Origin of the sequence: Kistimonas asteriae (assembly GCF_018263925.1) — a bacterium.
In the GTDB taxonomy this organism is placed as follows: Bacteria; Pseudomonadota; Gammaproteobacteria; order Pseudomonadales; family Endozoicomonadaceae; genus Kistimonas; species Kistimonas asteriae.
Window position 1 is genome coordinate 1 of record NZ_JAEVHF010000010.1, and the last position, 25,323, is coordinate 25,323.

Below are 25,323 nucleotides of genomic sequence, written 5' to 3' on the forward strand. Positions count from 1 at the left end.
TGGTAGAGCACAACCTTGCCAAGGTTGGGGTCGCGAGTTCGAGTCTCGTTTCCCGCTCCAGTGTTGTGTGTCCCCTTCGTCTAGTGGCCTAGGACACCGCCCTTTCACGGCGGTAACAGGGGTTCGAACCCCCTAGGGGACGCCACTCTTTTTTTAAGCCGGTCTGAGGATCGGCTTTTTTTTGCCTGAAATTTTTGCGTGTCTTTTAGGCTCGTTGTTCTTATTGATTAAACAGCACTTATTGCATCGGATAGTTGTGCTTTTGTCTCTGTATGTCTTATGCGTCGATATTCGTATATTCCGCAGGTGATTGGGGACGGTTGTCCTTGACAGTATCGGGGGCTGTCCATAAAATTCGCTCCCGTTCGCAGCTGTTACCGCAAGCATTTTGCTGAAACAGTTCAACGGATATCGGGGCCATAGCTCAGCTGGGAGAGCGCTACAATGGCATTGTAGAGGTCGGCGGTTCGATCCCGCCTGGCTCCACCAAATTCTGCTTGTAAGAATTTGCGTCCCCTTCGTCTAGTGGCCTAGGACACCGCCCTTTCACGGCGGTAACAGGGGTTCGAGTCCCCTAGGGGACGCCACTTTTATTTGAGTGGTGTCATCTGCTCGAGACCGGATGTCGGTCGTTAAATAAAGCATCAGGGTTTTAAGCGGGAATAGCTCAGTTGGTAGAGTACAACCTTGCCAAGGTTGGGGTCGCCCAGAGCTGGAGAGTGAGTCTTGTTCCCCGCTCCGACGTTGAAAATGTCGAAAAACAACTTTCATTGCGGGAATAGCTCAGTTGGTAGAGCACAACCTTGCCAAGGTTGGGGTCGCGAGTTCGAGTCTCGTTTCCCGCTCCAGTGTTAGACGGGGCCATAGCTCAGCTGGGAGAGCGCTACAATGGCATTGTAGAGGTCGGCGGTTCGATCCCGCCTGGCTCCACCAAATTCTTCTTGTAAGAATTTGCGTCCCCTTCGTCTAGTGGCCTAGGACACCGCCCTTTCACGGCGGTAACAGGGGTTCGAGTCCCCTAGGGGACGCCACTTTCTATTTGAGTGGTGTCATCTGCTCGAGACCGGATGCCGGTCGTTAAATAAAGCATTAGTGTTTTAAGCGGGAATAGCTCAGTTGGTGGAGCCCGACCTTGTTAAGGTTGGGGTGCGCAGGGCTAGAGAGTGAGTCTCGTTTCCCGCTCCAGTGTTAGACGGGGCCATAGCTCAGCTGGGAGAGCGCTACAATGGCATTGTAGAGGTCGGCGGTTCGATCCCGCCTGGCTCCACCAAATTCTTCTTGTAAGAATTTGCGTCCCCTTCGTCTAGTGGCCTAGGACACCGCCCTTTCACGGCGGTAACAGGGGTTCGAGTCCCCTAGGGGACGCCACTTTTATTTGAGTGGTGTCATCTGCTCGAGACCGGATGTCGGTCGTTAAACAAAACATCAGTGTTTTAAGCGGGAATAGCTCAGTTGGTAGAGCACAACCTTGCCAAGGTTGGGGTCGCGAGTTCGAGTCTCGTTTCCCGCTCCAGATTAAAAAAACCGTCATCATTGGTGACGGTTTTTTTTGTGTTTGCGTATATCCATCCTTTTATATCTGTTGACGTCGTTTCTTGTGCTTTCGATGTTAGCCGGCGAGAAATGTCAGCATTCCCGCCGGCAATGGAAGAGAAGTTATCGGTTGTTGTTACAGCGATTGTGTACTCGGCGATAGCGCTGTATCCATTGCTTCAGTGCCGGGTCTTCTGACGCGCATGGGGTGGTGCCGTGGAGTTGCTCAAAGATCTGGTCACCCAGTACTTTACCCAGTTCGACCCCAAACTGATCAAAACTGTTGATGCCCCAAATTACACCTTGAACGAATATCTTGTGCTCATACAGGGCAATCAGTGCGCCTAATGCTTCTGGGGTCAGGCTTTCCATGACCAGCAGGGAAGCGGGTTTGTTGCCTGGAATGGTTTTCTGTGGCGCCAGGGTATCGATAACTTTCTGGCTGACGCCTTCTTTTGACAGATCATTCCGGATCTTTTCCTCTGAACAACCCAATGCCAGCGCTTGGGATTGTGCTAATGCATGGGCAAACAGCCAATCCTGTTGTTCGCCGATGGGTGCTTGACTGACCATCGGAACAATAATATCGACAGGAATAAGGCGAGTGCCCTGGTGCAGCAACTGATGGTACGCATGCTGACCATTGGTGCCGACACCGCCCCAGATCACGGGGCCGGTCTGCCAGCTGACGGGTTGGCCGTCAGCGGTTACCCGTTTGCCATTACTCTCCATATCCATTTGCTGCAGGTGGGCAGGGAATGCTTCCAGGTCACTGGCGTAGGTCAGCACGGCATGGCTTTGTGCGCCAAAGTAGTTGCTGTACCAGATGCCCAGCAGGGCCATGATCACCGGCATGTTTTGCTCTAATGGGGCAATCCTGAAGTGTTCATCCATGCTGTAGGCGCCGTGGAGCAGTCGCTCGAAGACAGTAAAACTGGTCATCAAGGGGATCATCAGGCCGATGGCTGACCAGAGTGAATAACGTCCGCCGACCCAGTCCCACAGTGGCAGGATGTTATCCGGTGCAATGCCGAACTGTGTGGCTTTGTCGATGTTGTTTGACACTGCAACGAAGTGACGGTGACTGTCCTGCTCTGGCATGCCCTGTTCCAGCATCCAGGCTTTGGCAGCCTCTGCATTGACGCGTGTTTCCAGAGTGCTGAAAGATTTCGAGGCAACAATGAACAGCGTGGTTTCAGGATCAATCATCTTCAAGGTTGCAGCAAGATCCGCCGGGTCAACATTCACAACATAATGTGCGGTTAACCCTTCACGGTGAAAGGGGCGTAATCCATCCAGCGCCGTCTTGACGCCCAAAAAGGAGCCGCCAATACCAATGTTGACGATATGTTTGATCGGTTTTCCGGTGTAGCCGGTCCATTCACCGCTGTGAACGCGCTGGCATAATGCGCGCATCCGGTCCAGTGTGTCTCGGATGGCAGGCATGACATCTGAGCCCTCAACCAGTACCGGCCGCTGGCTTCGATTGCGCAGTGCGGTGTGGAGGACGGCACGTTGCTCCGACGTGTTGATGGTGCTGCCACTAAACATGGCTTCCCGGCACTCTTCTAGTCGGGCTTCTCTGGCCAGTTTAATGAGATCTGACAAGGATTCTGTTGTGACCCGATGGCGGGAGTAATCCAGGCAGAGCCCAGCGGCGTCGATGGTGAGTTGCCGGCAACGTTCCGGTTGTTCCATCAGTCTCGCGAGAGGGGTTTCTGCGAGATTTTTACAGTGTGTTTCGAGCGAGGGTGAAACAGCGTATTGGCGCAGGGGAGAGGGGAGGCCAGGCTGTTGTTCGATTGGGGGTGTTTTCATTTCTGGACTGATGTATTCGCAAGGTAAGTTGGTATCTTACCGCATTGCGGCGCTGATACCGGGATCATTGAGTGAAAAGGTCTTTTCCAGATACGTTGCCACGGCTTCTTCGGCATCGGAACCAATAATTTCAAGCGCTGGCAACCGTTGTTTAAGGCGTTTATCGGCGTTTTGCATGATGAGTCCCTTACCGGCCGTAGTCAGCATATCGGCATCATTCAGGCCATCACCAAAGGCGATGCACTGTTTGGGTGAGATATTAAGGTGTCGGGCTATGCGCTGCATGGCGTTGCCCTTGCTGACGCCTGCCGCAGTAACCTCCATGCTCCAGGGGAGGGAAAAGGCAATGGCTACCTTATCTGAAAAACGGCTTTGCAGTTCCTCGCCATAAGCGGCAAGGCGATGGGTGTCGTGGCAGCTGAAGAAAAGCTTGGTGACGAATGTTGTTGGTAATGCGTCTCTGTTGCAAAAGAATCGCGGCAGGGCGGTGTCTTTATGATAGGACAATAGTGCTTCGTCGTACTGGTTAAAATACCAGCCTGAATCTTGGTAGAGGTGCACGGTGATGCCGGGTTTATCGATGAGGGCTGAAATTATCGCTTCTACAACGTCTGCAGGTAGATCTTTATGGAGTAGTGGTTCATTGGTGGGCGTGTAAGTACGGGCGCCATTGGCTGTGATCATAAAGGCGGGTAGCCCGAGAGTGTTTCTCAGGTCGGATACTTCGCTGGCATGACGGCCGCTGGCTAAAATCAGCTGACAACCTTTTTGGTTCAGTTGTTTAAGGGTCGAGGCTGTGTAAGATCCCAGTCGGTGGTCCGGTGTCAGAAGGGTGCCATCCAGGTCGGCTGCGATCAGTTGAAACATGCGGCTTCTTCTATGGTTTGTCTGTGATGGCAATCAGTATGGGCGCCTTCTGTCGAAGGCGCCCATTATTATCAGGCTATGGCCTCCCTGGTGTGTTCATTCAATGCCTGTTCCCAGCCGGATGTGTTCTGTTCGCCAACCAGCAGGTGAATGACGGTATCGCTGCAGTGCATGGCTTCGGTGATGCCGGCCTGTTTCAGTGCTTGCGTGTCTGGCTCAATACCTTGTCCGAGTTCAACCCTTATACGGGTAAGCGCGCAGGCTTTGGCTGATCGGATGTTTTCTGCACCACCCAGAGCCTGAATTGCTGTTAAGGCATCGCTGTCTTTGATGTTGTTGCGTGGAGCAGTGTTTGTGGCGACAGCTTCTTTAGGCGCTTTCTCGGTCGCTGCAGCATCTGGCTGGGTTTGTGGGTGTTGTTTCAGGTACTGCTCCATATCGGTCTTGAGGTTGTCTGAACGGGTACCAAAAATGGCTTGAACGCCGTTACCGACACGGACGACACCGGTTGCGCCGAGTTGCTTCAGGCGCGCGTCATTGACCTGTTCGGGGTGTCTGACTGCAATGCGCAGGCGCGTAATGCAGGCGTCCAGGCTGGTGATGTTGCCTGCGCCGCCGAAGGCAGCAATTAATTCACCGGCCATTGACGTGGTGTCATAGTCGACAGTGACGTCAGATTCATCTTCACGCCCCGGTGTTTTCAGGTTGAGCCACTGGATGGTGACACGGAAGATGACGTAATACAGGACGGCGAACGCCAGACCCAGCACCAGGATGCCCCAGCCATTGGTGGAATTGCCGTAAAGCAGAGAGAAATCTATGAATCCATGGGAAAACGTCATGCCGTGCTTGATGCCCAGGGCAATACAGGTGAAATAGGCCAGACCCGCCAGCAGGGCATGGATGCCATAAAGAACGGGGGCGACAAACAGGAACGAAAATTCAATGGGTTCGGTGATCCCGGTCAAAAACGAGGTCAGTGCGGCAGAGATCATGATGCTGGCGATTCGGGCGCGGTTTTCCGGTTTGGCGGTGTGCCAGATGGCAATGGCTGCTGCGGGCAGGCCGAACATCTTGAAGAGATAACCACCGGCCATGTTGCCTGCTGTTGGGTCGCCGGCGACATAGCGGGCAATCTCGCCAGTGAATTCCTTGCCGGTTTGAGGGTCGACGTATTGGCCGACCTCAAAGAAGAAAGGCACGTTCCAGATATGGTGCAGTCCAAAAGGGATCAGCGCCCGCTCCACAATACCGTAAATGGTAAAAGCGGCGGCAGGGTTTTCGCTGGCAGCCCAGGTGGAGAAGGACTGGATTGCTGCACCGATGGGAGGCCAGACCAGCGCCAGGATGGCGGCCACGCCAATCGCCGCAAAAGCGGTCGCGATTGGTACGAACCGTTTACCGGCAAAGAAGCCGAGATAGGCTGGTAGCTCAATCCGGTAATAGCGATTGAATAGCCAGCTCGCAACAGCCCCGATAATTATCCCGCCCATGACGCCGGTATCAATAGAATCGATACCCATGATGCGCGTGGTTTCGAGATCAAGCGCCGTGGCGAAAACGCCCATTGTGGCAATCATGACCGCGTAACCGACCATGGCTGCCAGTGCAGCAACGCCGTCATTCTCGGTAAAGCCCAGTGCGACGCCGATGGCGAATATCAGCGGCAGGTTGCCGAACACGGCGCCACCGGCCTGGGCCATGATCGTATTAACAATATCCGGAAAGAGTGAGAACCCCGCGGAACCCACGCCCAGCAGGATGCCGGCGGCGGGCAGTACTGCCACCGGCAGCATGAGTGACTTGCCGATTTTCTGAAGACTGGCAAAGGCGCGATGTGCAATTGTTGTCATGAATTACTCCTTCTCTTTCCATTGCGCCAGCAGCGCGCGCACCTGGGTGGCGTCTTCCAGGGTGAGAGCTTGTTGTGCCAGCGTACGGCAATCAGCAAGGCTGAGTTCACGGATGCGAGCTTTCACTAGTGGCAGGGATGGGACGCTGACGGACAGTTCGTTCACCCCAAGTCCCAGTAGCAGCGGGATGGCGGTGATATCGCTGGCAATGCCGCCACAGACACCGGTCCAGCGATTCTCTGTCCTGGCGCCTTCCACCGTCATGGCGATCAGGCGCAATACTGCCGGGTGCAGGCTGTCTATCCGGCTGGCCAGTTTAGGATGGCCGCGGTCCATGGCGAGGGTGTATTGGGTCAGGTCGTTGGTGCCGATGGAGAAAAAGTCAGCTTCTCGTGCCAGTTCCCGGGCCATCAGGGCGGCGGAGGGGACTTCTATCATGATACCCAACTCAACGGCGCCATTCAGTGATTGACGTTCTTCCTCGACCAGTTTCCTGACCGCACGGAATTCTTCCAGGCTGGCAATCATGGGTAGCATGATACGAAGGTTGCCGGCTTTCGCGCTGCGTAAGAGTGCGCGAATCTGCCGGCGGAGCATGGTGGGGCGATTGATGCCGACACGAATACCGCGTTCTCCCAGGAAGGGGTTTTCTTCTTCGGGCAGTGGCAGATAGGGCAGGGGTTTGTCGCCGCCGACATCCAGGGTGCGGATGATGACCGGACGTTCTTTGCCCATCGCGCTGATAATATCGCTATAGATCTGCGTCTGTTCGTCTTCATCCGGTTCGGTTGTGCGATTAAGGTAGAGGAATTCGGTGCGCAATAGCCCAATACCTTCTGCGCCCAGTTCCACGGCTTTGCGGGCTTCATCCAGTCCGCCCACGTTGGCAGCGACTTCTATAGATATGCCGTCCCGTGTGATAGCGGGTTGCTGGGTGGTTTGCAGGGCGGCCTGGAAGGTGCGTTCAGCCTGGTCTTTTTGTGTCTGACATAGGCTGATTTCATCCTCGGAGGGTGACAGCAGCAGGTAGCCCGCATCGGCATCCATAATGACGTTGGAACCGTCCGGTTGCTCGTTGATGCGGCTATCCATGCCGGCAAGGTAAGGAATGCCTAAAGAGCGAGCAATAATGGCGGCATGAGAGCTGGCGCCGCCTTCGAGGCTGCAGACACCGGCTACTTTGTCGCGGTCCAGACTCAGCAGGTCTGATGGGGTAATGTCGAGGTATACGGGGATCGCGTTGTCAGGCCAGTTTTCTGTGCCGAACGAGATGCCTGTCAATACAGCCAGAACGCGTTGGCCTACGTCATCAATGTCTGCGGCCCGGCCGGCCAGTAGGGGATTGTCCAGTGACTGCAGTGCCCGAACCTGTTGGTTGACTGAATCATTCCAGGCCCATGCGGCACTGCGCCCTTCTGAAATCAGGTTGCTGGCGGTTTCGGCCAGTGCAGGGTCTTCCAGCAGTTGCGCGTGGGCATTGAAGATTTCGGATTGTTCCTGTTCTCCAGCCGCGGCGAGTTTGGTGACCAGCTGTCGCAAATCATCAAAGGTTGATGCAATCGCGGTGTTCAGCTGATCGTGTTCAGCGGCTTTATCGGAGGCCCACTCCTGAAGTTCCGGATGTTGTTGGCGAATATGGGTGAGCTGCCCTATACCGAGACCGGGCGCGGCGCGAACCCCGTATAGACGGCGAGGGTCGCTTTGTTCGTTGGACAGTAGTGGGGTTTCAGTTTCTTCAGTGATAGCGGTTGGGGTGGTTGTTGAGGCAACGTCTTCCCCCAGGCCTGATTCAATGGCAGCAATGATGGAGGATACTGCGTTCCTGGCATCCTCTCCCCAGGCTTTGATGGTGACTACGTCGCCCAGTCGGGTGTTGAGTTTCATCAGTTCGGTGACACTGTCACCCCGGGCTTCGATGCCATTACAGCTCAGCTTCACGGTTGCGTTGCACTGACGGCACAGTTCGGCGAGAACGGCAGATGGGCGTGCGTGAAGACCTTCCGGATTGGGGATGCGAATAGCATCTTCGGCATCCGCTTCACCCTGTTCTTGAAGTGATGTGCCGGGGGCGCTGGTTGATGCTGCGGAGCTGAGTACTAGCAGGCGATCGCTGCCAGCGTTGACATGTCCCGATGCTGGGTGGTTGATGGAGATGCCTTCTGGTCCCGTTTGTATAACGACGGTGATCAGGCTGCGTGCGTGGCAGGCGAGGTAGTCTGCATCAAATTGAAGTAGGGGTTGTCCAGCTTTTACTTTGTCGCCTTCGCTCACCTGTGGGCTGAAACCTTCCCCGCGGAGCGTCACGGTATCCAGGCCGACATGCATCAGGATCTCAATGTCGCTGTCGGTTTTCAGTGTCAGTGCATGGTGAGCGGCATGTAGCTGTACAACTTCTCCATCAGCCGGTGCAAGCAGCATGTTATCGACGGGGTCAATGGCAATGCCGTCACCGAGCATACGCTCGGCAAACACCGGGTCGGGCACCTGATCGATAGGGATAATGGGGCCTGATAGGGGTGCCAGTAATGTGGTGTCATGCTGTACGGGAGGGGATGAAGGATTCAATCGTATTGCTCCGCGATAACAAGGCGTAAGGAAATATCCAGGGAGCGGCCGGCGTAGTGTGAACGTTGATGTACGTCATGCGCTGGTGCTTCCCGCTGCCCACTGTAAGGATTTTGGGGGCACTCATATTGATACAGCTCAAATACGCAAGGTATTTGGGTGCAGAACAGGGCGCCGCTATAAGCGTAAGCTGTAGGCACCTGTTACCGATTTATCATCAGACTGTAGTCTGGTATCGGTAGGGGAAACGTTCAAGGAATTGGGTGTATTTGAAGCGAAAACGCTGATGCTTCAGAAGGTATGTAAAACTGGAATGAGGTAAAATGAACGGCTTTCGATATGGCAGGCCAAGAGGGAATCGAACCCCCAACCCCCGGTTTTGGAGACCGGTGCTCTACCAATTGAGCTATTGGCCTGTGAAGTGGCTGCAGTATAACACGAGAATGACGCTGCTTTTCCAGTCTTTTTTCGAAAAAGTCTTTTTGTTTCAGTCGGTTGACAAGGCTTCTTAAGGTTCATAGAATGCGCTCCATCTTCGCTGAGACAGCTTATTGTTTGTCTTGGTTGAGAGCTTGTATGTGGGGCCATAGCTCAGCTGGGAGAGCGCTACAATGGCATTGTAGAGGTCGGCGGTTCGATCCCGCCTGGCTCCACCAAATTCTTCTTGTAAGAATTTGTGTCCCCTTCGTCTAGTGGCCTAGGACACCGCCCTTTCACGGCGGTAACAGGGGTTCGAGTCCCCTAGGGGACGCCACTTTCTATTTGAGTGGTGTCATCTGCTCGAGACCGGATGTCGGTCGTTAAACAAAACATCAGTGTTTTAAGCGGGAATAGCTCAGTTGGTAGAGCACAACCTTGCCAAGGTTGGGGTCGCGAGTTCGAGTCTCGTTTCCCGCTCCAAGTTAAAAAAGCCGTCATCAATGATGACGGCTTTTTTTTGTTATTTGAGGCCGCGTTTCACTGTGCGGTGCCGGGCTTCAATGCCCATGCTCTACACCAGACATCCGGGTTGACCTTATGGCCCTGAAACAGATCGCAGCCTTTACTTCCTTCGACATAAAGCACGTAGTTATCACTCTTTTGCCCAGCCTCGTATTTTCCTCACCTTTTGCGCCTGATGCGCTGAGGATATAGCCAAAGTTTTTTGCCATCGGCTCATCGACAGACACAGCCTGTCATCCGCAAGGGAGTGTCGCGAGTGGAATCAAGGAAACGCCGATGGCGTTTTTTTTCAAAAAATCACGTCTGCTTTGTATTGGGACTCTCCTCTTTAGATTGTTTGCGGCTAATCACGTATAAAAACCTTCATAAAATGACTAACTTATTGGTCTTTTTGTCTTGATTGAATTTATATTTGTACAGATGTAAGTAATTGTATAAATATATTCTGAGGTGTTCTCAAAGTTCTGCCAGAGAGGAGGGTAAGGGGTGGCTAGAACCCGACAGCTGGTATGGTTCCGAACCGATATCAGGGCTGATGACAACAAGGCGCTTTCCCAGGCATCTCAGTCTGGTGATGTGGTGGGTGTTTACCTGATCCATCCGAATCAGTGGGTTGACCATGATGACAGCCCCAATAAACTGTTCTTCAGGTTGTCCTGTGTCGCATCACTTCAGCGGCGTCTGGCCAGGTTCAATATTCCCTTACTGATAAAAGAAGCCGGTTATTATTCTGACTCTGCAGAGCTCTTGCTCAATCTCGCTCGTTCCCTGAATTGTCAGGGTATCTGGTTTAATGATGAATATGGTGTTAACGAGCAAACCAGAGATCAGACAGTGATAGAAGCGTTTGACGCAGCGGGCCTCTCTTTACATCGATTCACGGATGCGGTCCTGGTGGAACCGGGTCGGGTAACGACAGGCAAGGGGGAGGCTTACAAGGTTTTCACGCCATTCAAGAAAGCCGTTTACCGGTATTTACAGCCCCAGGACTGGATGCCGTGTCCATCACCATCAAAACAGGCGCCACTTGATATCGCTGCGGATCCTGTACCTGTTGATCGTTATTCACCTACAGCATCCAACATCCTGAAGCGATGGACGCCTGACGAAAAATCTGCTCATAAAAGTCTAAACGAATTTATTGAAGCGCGTGTTCAGCGTTATGTTGAACAGCGGGATTTTCCCGCGCTGGATGGCTCAAGCAGTCTGTCACCCTGGCTGGCTGCCGGTGTATTGTCTGTTCGGCAGTGTTTTGATGCTGCCGCTCGTGCCAATGATGGTGAGCTCGATAGTGGGAATCCTGGTGTTACCTGCTGGTTGGGGGAGCTGGTTTGGCGGGAGTTTTACAAGCATATACTGGTTGCGTTTCCCCGGGTTTCGAAACACCGTCCTTTTCAGGTTGAAACTGACAGGCTGGACTGGCGACAGGTGCCTGCTCTACAGGAAGCCTGGGAGACTGGAAAAACCGGGTTTCCTCTGGTCGATGCGGCTATGCGGCAGCTGGTGGCAACGGGCTGGATGCATAACCGTTTACGGATGGTGACGGCGATGTTCCTGTCCAAAAACCTGATGCTGGATTGGCGAGTCGGGGAACGCTTTTTCATGCGCCACCTGGTGGATGGTGATCTGGCGGCTAATAACGGGGGCTGGCAGTGGTCGGCCAGTACCGGTACCGATGCGGCGCCGTATTTCAGGATGTTTAATCCTGTCAGTCAGTCTCAGAAGTTTGATCCGGATGGCGCTTTCATTCGTGCCTGGGTGCCTGAGCTGGCAGCGCTGGATAATAAAACTATTCATCAGCCGTTAACGGGAAAAGTCGGCGATTTGTTGGGTAGATTGGATTATCCAGCGCCGATAGTCGATCATGCTGCATCCCGTCAGCGTGTCATTGAGGCTTTCAAAGGATTGCGTTCATGAGTGATTCTGAACATCTCAGCCGGTTTCTTGAAGTGTGGTCTGCGATAAGCGCTGACAGCATCGGCGGTCACGATGAAAATATTGCGTTTTCTAATCCCTTGCATCACATGCAGAGCTTATCAGCCTTGAGTCAATATATCCTAACATGTATGAGAAAGTGACGAAGTTCGTTTCTCTTTTGGTAAAGCTCTGGTTGATGATCAGGGCTGTGCATTTCTTTATGAACACCTCCTCGTGCTGGGCTCAATTATACGGGCATTGAAGTGAAGGGGGCAGACGGCTGATTATTTTATGAGCCGCTAGATAGCGTTTGGTGGCAGTTATTTCCCCCCTTCGAGTGTTGAGATTTTTTTGCCTTGAGAGCTTCTATTTCCTGTTCCAGCGCTTCAATTATTCTCTAGCTTCCATCTGTTCAGTCACATCTTTCTGGGTGCCGATGTAGTACATCAGCGGGTCATCTCATTAAATACCGGAGAGATGCGAAGCTCATTCCAGAGTATGGGGCCATCTGTCCGATAGTTGCGAATGACCTGGCAGGTAGGTTGATCCTGCTTGAGCGCTTCCTGGATCTGTTGAATGGCATCTTGGGCGGGATACTCTTTTTCTGCAGGAGGCGACAATCCTGGTAAAGAATTTTTTCATGGGTATGGCCGGTCAGACGTTTAAATGCGGCATTGGTGTAAATGAGAATATTCCCATCGCCATCGCCATCGCCATCGCCATCGCCATCGCGTTCGGCGATAGCAATCCCATCATTGGATTCATCCACCAGTTTTCCAGCAGGGTCGGGTCAATCATTACCTTCTCTCACAAAAAACTTGTACAACTATGTGGGTAACCTGCCCGGCTAGCAAGTTTAGTGGCGGCGATACTGATGGATTTGTCAGGGATTGCTTTGCTAAACTGATATAAAGTTATACATAATATTATTTATTGTACAAAAAAAGGAGGTGCTTATGGCTATTGTGCCACTAGAAAAACCACAGCGTCATATAACCTTGGGGATTAGTGCCTGCCTGATGGGCCACAAGGTGCGTTATAACGGCCAGCATAAGCGCTCTACCTTTTGCATGGATACCCTGGCTGATTATTTCAATTTTATTCCGGTGTGTCCGGAAGTGGGGATTGGCCTGGGCACGCCAAGGGAGCCCATTCGCCTGGTTGGCAACGCTGATGCGTATCGGGTTGTCGGAACGGTTAATCCTGACCGTGATGTGACCGATCCGCTGGAAGCTTATGGTCGTGAAAAAGCCCGGGAACTCAATGCAATAAGCGGCTATATCCTCATGCAGAAGTCCCCTAGTTGTGGCATGGAACGCGTGAAGATCTACGGCGAAAATGGTATTCCATCCGGCGATAACGGCCCGGGCGTGTTTGCCCGTGGTCTGATGGTGGAAAATCCGTTACTACCCGTGGAGGAAGAAGGTCGGCTGCATGATCCGATTCTGCGCGAAAACTTTTTCACGCGTGTATTTGCCCTGCACCGCTGGCAAACCGACGTCATGCCAAATCCATCGTATAAGGCAGTGGCTGATTTCTATACGGCCTACAAATACCAGATCATGGCGCACAACCCGCAAAATTATGCCGAACTGGGGCAATTGATTGCAAAAGGTAAGGCGGTTCCGATTGATGAACTTATGGAGACTTTCAGTCATATCTTCATGTCGACGCTGGCCAGGCGGGCGACCCGGAAGTCCCATACGAACGTGATGTTGCATCTGACGGGTTATCTCAAGAAAACGGTCGCTGGCGGTGAGCGTGAAGAAATTCTGAAGCTCATTGAGCAGTATCGGCAGGGGGGGGGGCCCTTGGTGGTGCCCATGACACTGCTGAGAAATTATCTGCAACGCAGTGGCGGTGACTATATTCAGCAGCAGGTTTATCTTCAGCCGCACCCTGAAGTGCTGGGATTAAGAAACACTATTTAGGCAGTATCTGTCTGTTTACTGTGGCCGTCACTCTATCAACCCCGTCTGGGACAGGCGGCGTGTGATTCGGTAGAATCACCCGGGTTCAAAGGAAACCGTAAGTGATGACTGAGAAAGAAGACGTGCTTCCCGATGTTGAAGGCGCTAATGCAGCGATGTTACCCATCCGTGAAGTATCCCGGTTGACGGGTGTCAATGCTGTCACCCTGAGGGCATGGGAACGTCGCTATGGTTTGCTTAAACCCCATCGAACCCCAAAGGGGCACCGCCTTTATTCTGATGAGCATGTCCGGCAGATCCGCGCTATTACGGACTGGATCAATCGGGGGGTATCCGTCAGTAAGGTGCGCAAGTTACTGGAAGACGCGATAGCGGTGCCGGAACCGGCGGCCAGTGTGTCGGATGATGGTGTCTGGGATATTTACCAGCATCGCTTCATTGCTGCGCTCAAGGCACTGAATGAGCAACGGCTGGACAGCGTATTCAATCAGACAATGTCGGAGTACCCGGCTGATACTGTCATTAGGCGGTTGTTTGAGCCGATGTTCGAAACGTTGCGGACGGCCTGGCAGGGGCTGTACGGTGACCGGTTGGAAGAACGCTTTCTGGAAAATTTCCTGCGTACGCGTATCGGGTTGAAATTGTACAACGCGAACCGCCAGTCACAGGCAGAGGATAGCTGCGGTGTGATGTTTCTTACCCTTCCTGGGGAGGTGTCAGAAATGGAGCTTCTCCTGCTGTCACTCTCTGCGGCCTCGCACGGCTGTAAAGCCCATTATCTTGGTACGGGCATACCGCTGGTAGAAATTCCGTTGGCGGCAGAAAAACTGCAGGTGTCAGCGGTTGTTTTGCACAGTAATTCAGCGCTAGACCGGACGACTCTGTCGCGAGACCTGCTTCGGGTTGGCCAGACGTTGACGGTGCCAGTGATTGTCGCCGGACAAAGTGCCAGAATTCATCAGTCGACACTGGCTCCGGCGGGGTTTCATGTGCTATTGCCCGGCACTGACCAGACGTTGGTGTCAGTTATTCCGGATCTCCTTTCTGAGGTTCCGTTGTTAGTCTGAACCAGAGAAAGGTTGGTCGCAGGTAGGGTGTGATCTTTTCTGGAGCCGTTGTGTGATATTTGCGGCTTATACGGCCACGATATTATATTTAACCGGTTTTCTGGGGCTGTTTCCCTCGATCCCCCTGGCCTTGCTTGGCATCCTGGCGGCCATTGCCTATGCCGTCTATCTGCTGTGCGCAGGCTTACCTAACATCATGCATATTCCGTTTGAACAGGGGTTTATGATGGCAACGGCCATTGTTGCGGTCGGGCTCGTGGTGCTGGTATCCATGAAAGTGATGACCATCGTGCTGTGGGATATGGGGCTCACTGACTCAATCCCGGGGTTTCTGTGGGGTATAGATGAGCTGCTCGACAGCAAATCCTTCACGTTCCAGTATGGATTTCGCCAGTGCGACGGTGTCATCCGGTAATGTCGGGGTTCTGCTCAGCAGCCAGACATAGTCACGGTCAGGTTCTCCGACCACCACATAACGGTAATCATCTTCCAGCGCGATGACCCAGTAATCCCCCCAGAAGGGTCGGATGCCCAGGACATTAAAAAAACTGACTTCCAGGCGAGAGTTTTCCGGTGGATTGGTACTGCGAGCCAATCCCTGTGCGGTTTGGGTTTTACCATCCTTGTTGTCGCACTGGTTCAGGACATCAATATCACCGTCTTCCCGCAGTGTGTAGGTTGCCATGACATTGGCTACACATTTGCGTTGAAAAACGTTAGGTAGCCGGGCTATTTCGTACCACTGACCGGCATAACGCGTGAGATCAACCTGCGAAACGGTGGTTAGTGACTGTGCCGTGGCATATCCCGTGGCGAGGCACAGCCAGAGTGCCAGTAGCTGGCGCAGCATGGGTGTTACTCCTGTGAGGCATCCAGGAATTGAATGAGATCCATGGCACTCTGTTCAGGAATCTCTTCCATTGGCATGTGACCAACGCCGGTATACACGATCAGTTCACTGCCTGGAATGGCTTGGTGGTATTTGGGTGCATGACGTACAGGAATCCAGTGGTCTTCGTCGCCCCACATGATCAGCGTGGGCATGGTGAGCAGATGGGTTCGTGAGGTGTCAAAGCCGACGCGGTTACGGATATGGCGGATCAGTCGACCACCGGCAGCCCGGTTGCCTTCCCGGTGCAGTAGCTCGTTATAGCGGCGAATTTCATCGGGTGTGGCTTTGTTTGGATCGGCATAGGCGCGGCGCACCAGTGAGGCGAACAAGCTGTAAGGTGCTTCCGTATAGTCGGCGATACGGCCAATCAGCGGCATTCCCCAGCCAATCAATGCTGCCGGGGGGATGAAAAAGTAACCTGCGGCATTGAGCATCACCAGTTTTTTAACGCGCTGCGGATAACGTGACGCGTACTGGTAAGCAAAATACCCGCCCAATGAATTGCCCGCTAAATGAAAGTGCTCGAGTTTCAGGGCAGTGACAAAATCCTCCAGGAATTGCATGTAGGTCTGGTCATCGACCTTGCGGTTGGGGAAGGGGCCTGTCAGGCCAAAGTTGGGCACATCAATGCAAATGATACGATACCGATCCTGTAACAGGTTGACCCATTTGTCCCAGGTGTGCAGTGAGGAAAACAGCCCATGAAGGAGGATGAGAACGGGGCCTTCTCCTTCATCTCGATAGTGAACCTTGAGTCCGTTGACCTCGACAAAGCGCGAAGGTGACTGCGCCCAGTGTGCCAGTGATTCCACTGACTGTTGTCGTGCACATCCCTTGAGCAGGAAAAGTGCAATGATTATTCCAATAGTCAAAACGACCATCAGAAGAATGGTTAAAAACCCCTCGGAAAACATGCGGCAGTATTCCTTTGCTTGTTCGGTGTGTTGCCGCTGATCATAGGCTGTTCCCTCGGTAATAACCATGACCCTGGCTGACATTTTCTCGCGGTATTGATGTCAGAAAAACCGGGGCTGTGGCCCATGCGAATGGGATGTGATTCCGATCGGTAGTACTATGCAATGAAACCCTCTTAACCCTCAGAACGGATTGTCTGAACGATGACGATGTCCTTCCTTGTTTATACCCTGTTGCTTGTTGCGGTAACGGCCATAGTGGCTGTTGCGGCCTGGAAGATCAGTGCCGCTTCAGCCCGGCAACGTTGTGAAACGGAGTCATTGCGTGAGCAGCAAGCCCTTGAGACCGAACGCCTCCAGTCGGTAGAGCGTCAGGCCTGGCTCGAAACGGAAAACCGTCGTCAGCAGGAAACCGTTACGCAGTTGAAGCAGGAGCAGGAAATGGCTCGGCAGCAGATTCAGTCCCTGGAGCTGGAATTGGCCCGGTCGACAGAACGGCTCAGTGGTATGGATGAGCTACGGACTGTCCTGCGGGATGCGGAGTCGCGCCTGCAGCAGCTGCAGGGAAGCGAAAGTGACCTTCGAACGGCGCTGGCTGCACGGGATAAGGAGCGGGAAGCGGCAGACGATAAAATCAGGTTGCTTGAGCAGAGTGAGGTGAGACTCAACCAGCAGTTTGAAAATCTGGCTAACCGTATCTTTGAAGCGAAGGCCACCCGGTTTACCGAACAGAATAAAATGGCGCTGGATGGTTTATTGGGGCCGTTTAAACAGCAGATTTCCGATTTCCGCCAGCAGGTCAATGATGCCTATGTCACGGAAGCCAAGGAGCGCCGCTCCCTGCGTGATGAAGTCCTGGGGCTTCGTGAGCTGAACCAGCAGATGAGCCAGGAAGCCCTGAACCTGACCCGTGCCCTGAAGGGGGATAAGAAGGCCCAGGGTAACTGGGGAGAGCTGGTGCTGGACCGGGTGTTGGAAGAGTCCGGCTTGCGTGAAGGGCACGAATACGAGCGGCAAGTCTCACTGAAGAACACCGACGGCGAACGACTGCAGCCCGATGTGGTCGTTCATCTGCCCGATGGCAAGGATGTGGTGATCGACTCCAAAGTCTCTCTGGTGGATTACAGCCGTTATCATGAGGCGGAAGAGGATGCGGAAAGGAATCGGGCGCTGGCCGCCCATGTTCAGTGTCTGCGTAACCATATCAGGGGACTGAGCGCCAAAAGCTATCAGGACCTGGATGGCGTCCGAACCCTGGATTATGTCTTGATGTTCATTCCGGTGGAACCTGCTTTTTATGCCGCGGTCGAACATCAGCCATCACTGTTCCAGGAAGCGCTGGAGCACAATATTATGCTGGTCAGTCCAACCAATCTGTTAGTGGCATTACGCACTATCGAAAATATCTGGCGCTATGAACACCAGAATCGGAATGCGGAAAAAATTGCTGAAAAAGCCAGTGCGCTCTACGACAAACTGCGGGGTTTCACGGACGATATGCAGAAACTGGGCAGCCAGCTGGATACCGCGAAGAAGACCTACGATGGTGCCATGAACAAGTTCAGTGCGGGACGGGGCAATCTGGTGCGTCAGGCGCAGCAGTTTGTGGAACTGGGCGTCAAGGTGAAAAAGCAGTTGCCGCAGGACTTGCTGGATCGCTCTGTCACAGAGATCAGCGCGCCAGTGGAAGAGGTAGAATTGCTGGAAGAAAGTGATAAAAATCTCGGCTAATACTTATGGTCTTTTGATGCGTATCAATATCTGGTTCGTCGAGTCAGGTAAAGTGAACCCCGCAGTGAAGAGGGGAGGGGTTGGTCGCTGAAAACAGCTCAGCGATGATCCTGCCACTGCAAGCAAGTGTCATGGCGCCTCGTTATAGCAGACTGCGGTAGAGACAGTCGGGACAGGTCTGCCAATGGTTATTGGCCGGTTTTCTGAGGGGGAAACCGGCCTTTTCTTTCTGCATAACATTCTTCGTATTTCTCACCATAGCTGAAAACCACTAAGGCAGTGATGCTGCCCTTGTGCTTAGCTTTTGTCTCCACTACTACCGGGCTGGAGTTCGTTATGCCGCACATAAGGGCCAACCAGAAGGTCGATGATCAGGGACAGCATGGGGCCGGAAAACCGGCTGTGTTGGTGACCGGGGGCGCGCAGGGAATAGGTCGTGGCATCACAGAGTATTTTCTGGCGAAAGGCTATAGCGTGGTGGTGGCGGACCATGATCGTGAAGCCGGTGAAGAACTGGTCGGGCTGTTGTCCCGGCAGGGAGACGTACGCTTTATTCGCACGGATGTCAGTAATGAAGAATCGGTGCAGCGGTGTATTGCCCGGGTTCAGCACTGGTTTGGCGGCTTGGATGGATTGATCAATAACGCGGGTATTGCAGACCCTTATACCGGTCCGCTGGAATACCTTGATCTCGAGGACTGGCAACGGATTATTGATGTCAATCTGACCGGTGTCTTCCTGATGGTCAGGCAGGCGCTGGGTTTGCTGCGCGTCCGACATGGCGCGATAGTCAATATTGCCTCCACGCGCTATCTGCAATCCGAACCCCAGACCGAAGCGTATGCGGCGAGCAAAGGCGGTGTGGTTTCGTTAACTCATGCTTTGGCAGTATCGCTGTCTGGGCAGATTCGGGCTAACTGTATCAGCCCCGGCTGGATTGAGGTGGGGGAATTACAGAAGTCCCGCTCACGGCGCCCGGTGCACCTGACGGAAACCTGCCATCAGCAGCATCCGGTGGGGCGAGTAGGGGAGGCTCAGGACGTGGCTAGCCTGGCCCATTTCCTTATTTCTGAGGAAGCCGGGTTCATGACCGGCCAGAATATTATTCTGGATGGTGGCATGACCCGGAAAATGGTGTACGAGTAGTGGGTTGATGGTTAGTTGAAGACGAATCTACGGGCTTCAATCCACGACATGTCGCGACCGTTGTGCTCGGCTTCTGCCAGGATATCTTCCAGCCGCTGATATTGGCTGATTTCATCATCGGACATGAAGTGCAGGCATTCCCCACCAAAGAACCAAAGCAGGTCGCGGGGAACCATCGGTGCCAGCTGGGGATGGTTACCGATGAAAGCAAACAGCCACTGCTGGCCCAGGTAGCGTGATTCTTCCAGGTGATCTGCCAGTGCCTGCTTGACGTGCTGTAACTGTTCCAGCTGCTGTTCTTTCTGTTCTTCCGTGCAGACGCTGTCCAGCGCATTGGGCAGCTGCATCATCAGGTTGTCCAGCAGCTGCTGGTGATGTTCGATGTAGAGACGGTGATTTTCAGGCATCAGGAGATTCCGATCTGGTCAGACAACCTGTCACGACAGGTTATCCGTAAAAACGTGACAACGTAGCGAGCGCTGAGCGAGAGGTCAAGTCTGTCGATATTCGACGTTGACGCCATCCGATGTGTTAAGTGCCCATCTGCTTTTGCAATAAAATACTATAAGATGCCCGTTTAAAGACTGATATAAGCATAAGGAACTGAACGGATACATGACCCGGGCACTGCAAATCCACCAGCTTTACAAAACTTACGACAATGGTCACCAAGCGCTGAAAGGTATTGACCTGGAGGTTCAGGAAGGTGATTTCTTTGCGTTGCTGGGCCCTAATGGCGCGGGCAAGTCAACGACCATCGGCATTGTTTCCTCACTGGTCAATAAAACGTCGGGTGACGTTAATATATTTGGTTATGACCTCGATAAAGACATGAGTCGTGCCAAGCGCCAATTGGGTGTGGTCCCTCAGGAAATAAACTTTAACCAGTTTGAGAAAACACGGGATATTGTCATTACCCAAGCAGGTTATTATGGCATTTCCGCGAATGAGGCCAGTGCCCGGACCGAGGTGTATCTCAAAAAACTCGGGCTTTGGGATAAGCGTGATGTGCAGTCCCGCATGTTGTCCGGGGGTATGAAGCGCCGTTTGATGATCGCCCGGGCGTTAGTTCATGAGCCACGCCTCCTTATTCTGGATGAACCAACGGCTGGTGTTGATATTGAGCTGCGTCGTTCGTTGTGGGAATTCCTGCGGGAAATCAATGCCAAGGGCACAACCGTCATCCTCACGACCCATTACCTGGAAGAAGCGGAACAGATGTGTCGCAATATTGCGATCATAGACCAGGGTGTCATCGTCGAAAATACCAGCATGAAAGCACTGCTGGGCAAATTACAGAAAGAAAGCTTTCTGCTGGATACCCGAGAACCCATAAACGATATACCCGAATTTGCCGGTTATGTCGTCCGCAAGGTCGATGACAGCTGCCTTGAGGTTGAAGTGAACAAGAACCAGGGGTTAAACGGGCTTTTCCAGCAATTGAATGCTTCAAGCATTGATGTCATCAGCATGAGAAACAAAGCGAACCGACTGGAAGAACTCTTTGTCGGGATGACCGCCCAGGGATAATTGATAACAGGATGACAGGTGTGAATACGAACAGGGATTCCTATCCGTTCCGGGAAAACTGGATCGCTTTCTATACGATTTTTGTGAAGGAAATTCGCCGTTTCCTTCGGATCTGGCCGCAGACACTGTTGCCACCGGCGATCACCATGGCGCTCTATTTTGTGATTTTCGGTAATGTCATCGGTTCGCGCATTGGTGAGATGGGCGGCTTTGATTACATGACCTTTGTTGTGCCTGGCTTGATCATGATGTCGGTGATCACCAACAGTTACAGCAATGTGGCGTCCAGTTTCTTTGGCAATAAATTCCAGCGCAGCGTAGAAGAGTTGCTCGTATCACCCGTGCCTAATTGGATTATATTAATGGGTTTTGTAATGGGTGGCGTCTGTCGTGGACTCGGCGTGGCATTCATCGTGACACTGCTGTCTCTGTTTTTCGTGGATTTCCAGATTTACGATATCAGCGTCACAGTACTGGCGATATTTCTTACTGCCACCCTGTTTGCGCTCGGCGGGTTTATCAACGCTCTCTATGCAAAATCCTTTGATGATATTGCGATCATTCCGACGTTCGTTCTGACGCCTCTGACCTATCTTGGCGGTGTGTTTTATTCTGTCAAGATATTGCCGGAGTTCTGGCAGGGGCTTTCCCAGATCAACCCTATCCTCTATCAGGTCAATGCTTTCCGTTATGGCCTGCTGGGTTACAGTGGCGTGGTTAACCTGGGGCATGCATTCCTGATGATGGGATTGGCCGTTATCGTCTTGTTTGTCTACAGTCTTTACCTTTTGAATACAGGCAAGGGCCTGAGAAACTGAGTTTCGTTGTAATGAACACATCCGTAGAAACATCCCCACTGGGCAAGCACAGTGATTATGTGGCTGAGTACGATGCGAACCTGATTTTTCCGATACCCCGTGCACCCAAGTGGGAAGCGAATGGGCTGGTGGCCGCCAGTCTGCCGTTTACCGGGGTCGATATCTGGAATGCCTATGAGTTGTCCTGGCTGAATAACCGTGGCAAGCCGATTGTGGCGGCCGGGGTATTCACGATCCCCAGTGATTCGGAGTGCATTATTGAATCCAAGTCGTTCAAGCTTTATCTGAATTCTTTCAACCAGAGCCGGTTTGAGTCAGCGGCGGACGTGCAGGCAACCATGGCCCGTGATCTCAGTCGGGCAGCTGGTGCGCCAGTTCGTGTCGAGATCGTTGCAGTTAATGGGCTGGAACAGAAAGGGCTGGCCTTGCTGCAGGGTGAGTGCATTGATGAGCTGGATATTGCCATCGACACTTATCAGTTAGACAGCAGCCTGGTGCAACCCGCTGAGAATGATGAACGTGTGGCGGAAACACTGTATAGCCATTTGCTGAAGTCCAACTGCCCAGTGACTGGCCAGCCCGATTGGGGAACACTCATCATTGATTATCGAGGGCCGCGTATCGATCGTGAATCGCTGCTGAAATACATTTGCTCCATGCGCCAGCACCAGGATTTTCATGAGCAATGTGTGGAGCGGGTTTTCCTGGATATCATGGCGCAATGTCGGCCGGAGGTGCTGACGGTCAGTGCACGCTATGTTCGTCGAGGCGGGTTGGATATTAATCCGTGGCGGACAAACTGTGGCAAAGAGGCGGATAATGGCCGCCTGGCACGTCAATAAGTATCCCTGTAAATGGAAGGGCCGGGTCAGACAATGATTCGGTCTTTCAGTTTTTCCGAGGCATCTTTCAACGCCTTCAATATGCGCTCCTTGTCATACGACTGAATATTGGTGGTATCCAGATACAGCGAAAAGCCTTTCATTTCGTGTTCCACATAACTTTTCCTGGCGCCGAGGTCCCGGCGGAAATCCATCACTTCGTATACCGGCACTGGGCGTGGAATGCCTTTCACCTGAACCTCGCCTTCCGCCCGACACAGAATGACATCCTTGACCAGTGACCAGGTTTCTTCGGCAATTAAAATCTGATTGGTGCCTGCACGGCTTTCCAGCCGACTGGCCAGGTTAACGTTGCCACCGATGATGGTGTAATCCATCCGTGAGGCAGTCCCAAAATTGCCGACGGTACAGAAACCGGTACTGATGCCCATTCGAATGTTAAGCGGCTTTCGGATGCCCTTGCTGCGCCAGTGTTGTCGCAGCACCTTCATATGTTTGCGCATGGCGATTGCCATGGAGGCGGCGGCCAGTGCATCACGGCGGTCACCCTGGGGACGATGATCACCGAAGTAGACCATCAGGCTGTCGCCAATGAATTTATCAATGGTGCCGCCAAAGTGCAGTGCAATGCGGGACATTTCGTCAAGGTAATGGTTTAGCAGACCTGTCAGCGCCTCTGGATCCATTTCATCCGTGATATCGGTAAAGCCTTCTATGTCAGAGAAAAAAACGGTCAGGCGTTTTCGGCGCGGTTGCAGGTTCGTGTGAGGCTGGCCTGTTCTCAGGGACTCATGAACCCGTGGTGGCAGATAGCTGGTCATGTTGTTGACCAGCTGGGCATATTGCTGCTTTTGTAGTTGAGCTTGTTGCTGTAACTGGTTGATCGAACGGACTTTTATAGAGGAGAGCCAGCTAATAAATAACAGGTAGATCAGCATGCCACCGGCGATGATGATATGGGTTACCAGGGGTAATGGAGGATCGAATGTGGTACCAGGTAGCAGGGTATGTGTCAGAAAGGTCAGCCCCGAAAATAGCAGGGTCTGCATGCACATAAATCGGAAGCCGTGTGCGCTGATACTACTGACAGACAGCAGGATCAGTGTGGCCAGCGAAATAAATAGGGGTATACCTGCGACGGCCAGCAGTACACTGATGATCACGGTGTCCCAGGTGATCAAGAGTCTGGACACGGCACGGGATTTGGCTTTGTTGTTTTGGGACGTGCGCGAGATCCATCCCGTCAGTAAATAGCTGACATACGGCCATGGCAGCATAACGGCCACCACCCAGTACCAGTACGGCGCAATGCCGTTTAACCAGCAGGCTGAAAAAACGGTCGCCGCCGCCGTGAGCCAGAGGAGGCTTCTGGCCAGCAGGAATGCGTTATGGATCAGGAACTGTTTGACGTCAGTGACGGTAACGCTCGTCATAGGTAAGAATTATTATCGTGTCAGGCCATTATTGACGGATTTAATGGTAGTCTCTGCGTACTTGTGTCCCATTATCGTCAGCGGTTTTGGGAAAGCAAACACTTTGTCCGCCAGTGCGATAGTATTGGCGGTTGCATGAATAGTCACCTGTCGTGTTGTCAGGAGGTTTTGAGTGGATGCCATTGAAGCATTAACGGGGCGAGTTTCTGTGCCAAGACTGGCTGAACCCGCACCATCGTCTGAGCAACTGGAAACCCTGTTCCAGGCGACATTGCGAGCGCCGGATCATGCCATGTTACGCCCATGGCGTTTTGTTACGATAACAGGCGCGTCCCGGGAGCGGTTAGGTGAACTCTATGCCAGGGCTGCGCAGGTTGACCAGCCGGATCTGGAAGAGGAGATGCTGGATCGCTACCGTGGGCTGCCATTACGGGCGCCGATGCTGGTAGCGCTGGTGCTCACCCCGAAACAACACCCAAAAGTGCCTGAAATTGAACAGGTGCTCTCCCTGGGGGCGGCCTGCCACGGCATGATGGTGGCAGCGCATGCGATGGGCATTGGTGCGATGTGGCGAACCGGCGCCATCAGCTATCATCCCCTGGTTGCAGAGGGACTCGGCCTGACGGGCGACGAGACACTGTACGGTTTCATGTACCTTGGCACCCCGGATGGAGTCCGGAAAAAACGGCCACAGCTGGCGGTTGCGGATTTTGTATCCGCATGGCCTGAAGGATAAACGGGAAGCTGGTGGGCAGCTTCCTGTGCCATCAGTCAATCCAGTGGATAATGTGCTCTTCCCAGTCCTGTTCAGGTACCCTGTCTTCGCTCATGACTCGCTGTTGGACGGAAATACCCGCGAGATGCACGGTCTCAGGCGTGCCTGAGACCAGGGGATGCCATTCCGGAAGCTCCTTGCCTTCAGCGACCAGGCGGTAAGCGCAGGTTCTCGGCAGCCAGTGGAATTCTGGGATGTCATTGATTGTCAGGTGGATGCATTCGGGGGCAACCGTTGCCCGTTCCGAGTAGACCTTGCAGCGACAGGAGTCGGTATCAAGATGCCGGCAGGATAGCGCGGTGTAGCAGACTTCACCGGTGTCTTCGTCTTCCAGCTTCTGGAGGCAGCATCGCCCACAGCCATCACAGAGTGACTCCCACTGGGTTTTGCTCATGTCTTCCAGGCGAACCGTACGCCAGAAGGTGTCAATCTGCGATGCAGGTGTATTGCTCATATCAAACGGGGTCATTGAAACTCAGGAATTCTTCCGGCAGGGTTTGCAGATAGTCCTCGCGGGCAGGTGGCATCTGCAGGTGGTAACCTTGTGTCTGGATATTATCCATGACTTTGGGCATTTCTTCCCGTGCCAGTTTCCGTTCAGGCGTCAGTAACATATCCATGACAGGTATTGGTTTTCCGAACGCCTTCAGCAATGCTTCCGGTGCTGCCTCCAGCCCTTTCCGTTTTTCCACGTAAAGATACATGTCTTCTTTAGCCGGGCTTTTGTAGATGGATACCAGCAGTTTCAC

21 protein-coding genes, 15 tRNA genes and 1 pseudogene are annotated in these 25,323 nt (G+C 53.1%); 24 read left to right on the top strand and 13 right to left on the bottom strand.

Translation table 11 applies throughout. From position 1 onward, the window contains the following. Positions 1 to 69: 69 nt before the first annotated feature. From KHS78_RS12135 to KHS78_RS12185, 11 genes are all read left to right on the top strand, one after another. Positions 70 to 145, top strand: a tRNA-Glu gene (locus KHS78_RS12135). Positions 146 to 413: 268 nt separating this feature from the next. Next, positions 414 to 489: transfer RNA gene (locus tag KHS78_RS12140), tRNA-Ala, on the top strand. A 22-nt stretch (positions 490 to 511) separates the two neighbouring features. Beyond that, positions 512 to 587, top strand: a tRNA-Glu gene (locus tag KHS78_RS12145). Positions 588 to 656: 69 nt separating this feature from the next. Further along, positions 657 to 738: transfer RNA gene (locus tag KHS78_RS12150), tRNA-Gly, on the top strand. A 34-nt stretch (positions 739 to 772) separates the two neighbouring features. Continuing rightward, positions 773 to 848: transfer RNA gene (locus tag KHS78_RS12155), tRNA-Gly, on the top strand. 9 nt (positions 849 to 857) lie between these two features. Beyond that, positions 858 to 933 (top strand) — tRNA-Ala (locus KHS78_RS12160). 22 nt (positions 934 to 955) lie between these two features. Next, a tRNA-Glu gene (locus tag KHS78_RS12165) sits at positions 956 to 1,031 on the top strand. A gap of 70 nt (positions 1,032 to 1,101) precedes the next feature. Continuing rightward, a tRNA-Asn gene (locus KHS78_RS12170) sits at positions 1,102 to 1,185 on the top strand. 9 nt (positions 1,186 to 1,194) lie between these two features. Continuing rightward, a tRNA-Ala gene (locus KHS78_RS12175) sits at positions 1,195 to 1,270 on the top strand. Positions 1,271 to 1,292: 22 nt separating this feature from the next. Beyond that, positions 1,293 to 1,368: transfer RNA gene (locus KHS78_RS12180), tRNA-Glu, on the top strand. Positions 1,369 to 1,437: 69 nt separating this feature from the next. Next, positions 1,438 to 1,513: transfer RNA gene (locus KHS78_RS12185), tRNA-Gly, on the top strand. Positions 1,514 to 1,656: 143 nt separating this feature from the next. On the opposite strand, the gene pgi is transcribed toward KHS78_RS12185, so the two are convergent. The 5 genes from pgi to KHS78_RS12210 all read right to left on the bottom strand — a co-directional run bounded on the left by pgi (position 1,657) and on the right by KHS78_RS12210 (position 9,052). Beyond that, positions 1,657 to 3,351 carry a glucose-6-phosphate isomerase gene (gene pgi / locus KHS78_RS12190; RefSeq protein WP_211828749.1) on the bottom strand — a complete coding sequence of 565 codons (1,695 nt, stop codon included), beginning with the start codon at positions 3,349 to 3,351 and terminating at the stop codon, positions 1,657 to 1,659. A gap of 36 nt (positions 3,352 to 3,387) precedes the next feature. After that, positions 3,388 to 4,218: a Cof-type HAD-IIB family hydrolase gene (locus KHS78_RS12195; protein WP_211828750.1), complete on the bottom strand. Its 831-nt coding sequence runs from the start codon at positions 4,216 to 4,218 to the stop codon at positions 3,388 to 3,390. A 71-nt stretch (positions 4,219 to 4,289) separates the two neighbouring features. Beyond that, a complete protein-coding gene (ptsG, locus tag KHS78_RS12200) occupies positions 4,290 to 6,071 on the bottom strand; it encodes a PTS glucose transporter subunit IIBC (protein WP_211828751.1) in 1,782 nt (593 codons plus the stop codon). A gap of 3 nt (positions 6,072 to 6,074) precedes the next feature. Then, a complete protein-coding gene (ptsP, locus tag KHS78_RS12205; RefSeq protein ID WP_246506430.1) occupies positions 6,075 to 8,636 on the bottom strand; it encodes a phosphoenolpyruvate--protein phosphotransferase in 2,562 nt (853 codons plus the stop codon). A gap of 340 nt (positions 8,637 to 8,976) precedes the next feature. Then, positions 8,977 to 9,052, bottom strand: a tRNA-Trp gene (locus KHS78_RS12210). Positions 9,053 to 9,216: 164 nt separating this feature from the next. Between KHS78_RS12210 and KHS78_RS12215 the strand changes: the two genes are divergently transcribed. The 3 genes from KHS78_RS12215 (at position 9,217) to KHS78_RS12225 (ending at position 9,536) form a co-directional block, all read left to right on the top strand. Then, positions 9,217 to 9,292: transfer RNA gene (locus tag KHS78_RS12215), tRNA-Ala, on the top strand. 22 nt (positions 9,293 to 9,314) lie between these two features. Beyond that, positions 9,315 to 9,390, top strand: a tRNA-Glu gene (locus KHS78_RS12220). A 70-nt stretch (positions 9,391 to 9,460) separates the two neighbouring features. After that, a tRNA-Gly gene (locus KHS78_RS12225) sits at positions 9,461 to 9,536 on the top strand. A 57-nt stretch (positions 9,537 to 9,593) separates the two neighbouring features. Here the strand turns inward: KHS78_RS12225 and KHS78_RS22665 are convergent. Then, positions 9,594 to 9,722, bottom strand: a pseudogene (locus KHS78_RS22665) (high-potential iron-sulfur protein); the annotation flags it as partial. Between the two features lie 342 nt (positions 9,723 to 10,064). On the opposite strand from KHS78_RS22665, the gene phrB reads away from it, so the two are divergent. Beyond that, entirely contained in the window at positions 10,065 to 11,495 is a 1,431-nt protein-coding gene (gene phrB / locus KHS78_RS12235; protein WP_211828753.1) for a deoxyribodipyrimidine photo-lyase, read from the top strand. Between the two features lie 654 nt (positions 11,496 to 12,149). On the opposite strand, the gene KHS78_RS22590 is transcribed toward phrB, so the two are convergent. Then, entirely contained in the window at positions 12,150 to 12,293 is a 144-nt protein-coding gene (locus KHS78_RS22590; protein WP_211828754.1) for a hypothetical protein, read from the bottom strand. Positions 12,294 to 12,451: 158 nt separating this feature from the next. On the opposite strand from KHS78_RS22590, the gene KHS78_RS12245 reads away from it, so the two are divergent. The 3 genes from KHS78_RS12245 (at position 12,452) to KHS78_RS12255 (ending at position 14,908) form a co-directional block, all read left to right on the top strand. Next, entirely contained in the window at positions 12,452 to 13,426 is a 975-nt protein-coding gene (locus KHS78_RS12245) for a YbgA family protein (RefSeq protein WP_211828755.1), read from the top strand. Positions 13,427 to 13,530: 104 nt separating this feature from the next. After that, entirely contained in the window at positions 13,531 to 14,493 is a 963-nt protein-coding gene (locus KHS78_RS12250) for a MerR family transcriptional regulator (protein WP_211828756.1), read from the top strand. Positions 14,494 to 14,545: 52 nt separating this feature from the next. Next, on the top strand, positions 14,546 to 14,908 hold the full coding sequence (locus KHS78_RS12255; protein ID WP_211828757.1) for a YIP1 family protein: 363 nt from the start codon (positions 14,546 to 14,548) through the stop codon (positions 14,906 to 14,908). On the opposite strand, the gene KHS78_RS12260 is transcribed toward KHS78_RS12255, so the two are convergent. Then, positions 14,810 to 15,343, bottom strand: coding sequence for a lipocalin family protein (locus KHS78_RS12260; protein WP_211828758.1), 534 nt, complete (start codon positions 15,341 to 15,343; stop codon positions 14,810 to 14,812). The genes KHS78_RS12255 and KHS78_RS12260 overlap by 99 nt on opposite strands. 5 nt (positions 15,344 to 15,348) lie before the next feature. Continuing rightward, a complete protein-coding gene (locus KHS78_RS12265; protein ID WP_211828759.1) occupies positions 15,349 to 16,299 on the bottom strand; it encodes an alpha/beta fold hydrolase in 951 nt (316 codons plus the stop codon). A gap of 204 nt (positions 16,300 to 16,503) precedes the next feature. Here KHS78_RS12265 and rmuC point away from each other — a divergent pair, with 204 nt between their 5' ends. Together rmuC and KHS78_RS12275 are read left to right on the top strand one after the other, a co-directional pair. After that, positions 16,504 to 18,030: a DNA recombination protein RmuC gene (rmuC, locus tag KHS78_RS12270; RefSeq protein ID WP_211828760.1), complete on the top strand. Its 1,527-nt coding sequence runs from the start codon at positions 16,504 to 16,506 to the stop codon at positions 18,028 to 18,030. Between the two features lie 336 nt (positions 18,031 to 18,366). Then, the gene (locus tag KHS78_RS12275; protein ID WP_211828761.1) at positions 18,367 to 19,176 is read left to right on the top strand and encodes an SDR family oxidoreductase; all 810 of its coding nucleotides are present in this window, start codon (positions 18,367 to 18,369) and stop codon (positions 19,174 to 19,176) included. Positions 19,177 to 19,187: 11 nt separating this feature from the next. Here the strand turns inward: KHS78_RS12275 and KHS78_RS12280 are convergent, their stop codons facing one another. Then, the gene (locus KHS78_RS12280) at positions 19,188 to 19,583 is read right to left on the bottom strand and encodes a PA2817 family protein (protein ID WP_211828762.1); all 396 of its coding nucleotides are present in this window, start codon (positions 19,581 to 19,583) and stop codon (positions 19,188 to 19,190) included. A gap of 208 nt (positions 19,584 to 19,791) precedes the next feature. On the opposite strand from KHS78_RS12280, the gene KHS78_RS12285 reads away from it, so the two are divergent. From KHS78_RS12285 to queF, 3 genes are read left to right on the top strand one after another with little or no spacing between them, the layout of a single operon-like run. After that, the gene (locus KHS78_RS12285; RefSeq protein WP_211828763.1) at positions 19,792 to 20,706 is read left to right on the top strand and encodes an ABC transporter ATP-binding protein; all 915 of its coding nucleotides are present in this window, start codon (positions 19,792 to 19,794) and stop codon (positions 20,704 to 20,706) included. Between the two features lie 20 nt (positions 20,707 to 20,726). Next, positions 20,727 to 21,524, top strand: coding sequence for an ABC transporter permease (locus tag KHS78_RS12290; RefSeq protein ID WP_343216910.1), 798 nt, complete (start codon positions 20,727 to 20,729; stop codon positions 21,522 to 21,524). Positions 21,525 to 21,535: 11 nt separating this feature from the next. Next, positions 21,536 to 22,366 carry an NADPH-dependent 7-cyano-7-deazaguanine reductase QueF gene (queF, locus tag KHS78_RS12295; protein ID WP_211828765.1) on the top strand — a complete coding sequence of 277 codons (831 nt, stop codon included), beginning with the start codon at positions 21,536 to 21,538 and terminating at the stop codon, positions 22,364 to 22,366. A gap of 26 nt (positions 22,367 to 22,392) precedes the next feature. On the opposite strand, the gene KHS78_RS12300 is transcribed toward queF, so the two are convergent. Then, entirely contained in the window at positions 22,393 to 23,799 is a 1,407-nt protein-coding gene (locus KHS78_RS12300) for an adenylate/guanylate cyclase domain-containing protein (protein ID WP_211828766.1), read from the bottom strand. 172 nt (positions 23,800 to 23,971) lie between these two features. Here KHS78_RS12300 and KHS78_RS12305 point away from each other — a divergent pair, with 172 nt between their 5' ends. Further along, a complete protein-coding gene (locus KHS78_RS12305) occupies positions 23,972 to 24,535 on the top strand; it encodes a nitroreductase family protein (protein WP_211828767.1) in 564 nt (187 codons plus the stop codon). 31 nt (positions 24,536 to 24,566) lie between these two features. Here the strand turns inward: KHS78_RS12305 and KHS78_RS12310 are convergent, their stop codons facing one another. Together KHS78_RS12310 and KHS78_RS12315 are read right to left on the bottom strand one after the other, a co-directional pair. Further along, the gene (locus KHS78_RS12310; protein WP_211828768.1) at positions 24,567 to 25,028 is read right to left on the bottom strand and encodes a YcgN family cysteine cluster protein; all 462 of its coding nucleotides are present in this window, start codon (positions 25,026 to 25,028) and stop codon (positions 24,567 to 24,569) included. 1 nt (position 25,029) lies between these two features. After that, positions 25,030 to 25,323 carry a YcgL domain-containing protein gene (locus tag KHS78_RS12315; RefSeq protein WP_211828769.1) on the bottom strand — a complete coding sequence of 98 codons (294 nt, stop codon included), beginning with the start codon at positions 25,321 to 25,323 and terminating at the stop codon, positions 25,030 to 25,032.

Excerpts from the sequence above, each read along its gene's own strand:
- pgi (WP_211828749.1), bottom strand. The coding sequence starts at position 3,351 with ATGAAAACACCCCCAATCGAACAACAGCCTGGCCTCCCCTCTCCCCTG.
- KHS78_RS12195 (WP_211828750.1), bottom strand. The coding sequence starts at position 4,218 with ATGTTTCAACTGATCGCAGCCGACCTGGATGGCACCCTTCTGACACCG.
- ptsG (WP_211828751.1), bottom strand. The coding sequence starts at position 6,071 with ATGACAACAATTGCACATCGCGCCTTTGCCAGTCTTCAGAAAATCGGC.
- KHS78_RS22590 (WP_211828754.1), bottom strand. The coding sequence starts at position 12,293 with ATGATTGACCCGACCCTGCTGGAAAACTGGTGGATGAATCCAATGATG.
- KHS78_RS12245 (WP_211828755.1), top strand. The coding sequence starts at position 12,452 with ATGGCTATTGTGCCACTAGAAAAACCACAGCGTCATATAACCTTGGGG.
- KHS78_RS12250 (WP_211828756.1), top strand. The coding sequence starts at position 13,531 with ATGACTGAGAAAGAAGACGTGCTTCCCGATGTTGAAGGCGCTAATGCA.
- KHS78_RS12260 (WP_211828758.1), bottom strand. The coding sequence starts at position 15,343 with ATGCTGCGCCAGCTACTGGCACTCTGGCTGTGCCTCGCCACGGGATAT.
- KHS78_RS12265 (WP_211828759.1), bottom strand. The coding sequence starts at position 16,299 with ATGTTTTCCGAGGGGTTTTTAACCATTCTTCTGATGGTCGTTTTGACT.
- rmuC (WP_211828760.1), top strand. The coding sequence starts at position 16,504 with ATGACGATGTCCTTCCTTGTTTATACCCTGTTGCTTGTTGCGGTAACG.
- KHS78_RS12275 (WP_211828761.1), top strand. The coding sequence starts at position 18,367 with ATGCCGCACATAAGGGCCAACCAGAAGGTCGATGATCAGGGACAGCAT.
- KHS78_RS12280 (WP_211828762.1), bottom strand. The coding sequence starts at position 19,583 with ATGCCTGAAAATCACCGTCTCTACATCGAACATCACCAGCAGCTGCTG.
- KHS78_RS12285 (WP_211828763.1), top strand. The coding sequence starts at position 19,792 with ATGACCCGGGCACTGCAAATCCACCAGCTTTACAAAACTTACGACAAT.
- queF (WP_211828765.1), top strand. The coding sequence starts at position 21,536 with ATGAACACATCCGTAGAAACATCCCCACTGGGCAAGCACAGTGATTAT.
- KHS78_RS12300 (WP_211828766.1), bottom strand. The coding sequence starts at position 23,799 with ATGACGAGCGTTACCGTCACTGACGTCAAACAGTTCCTGATCCATAAC.
- KHS78_RS12310 (WP_211828768.1), bottom strand. The coding sequence starts at position 25,028 with ATGAGCAATACACCTGCATCGCAGATTGACACCTTCTGGCGTACGGTT.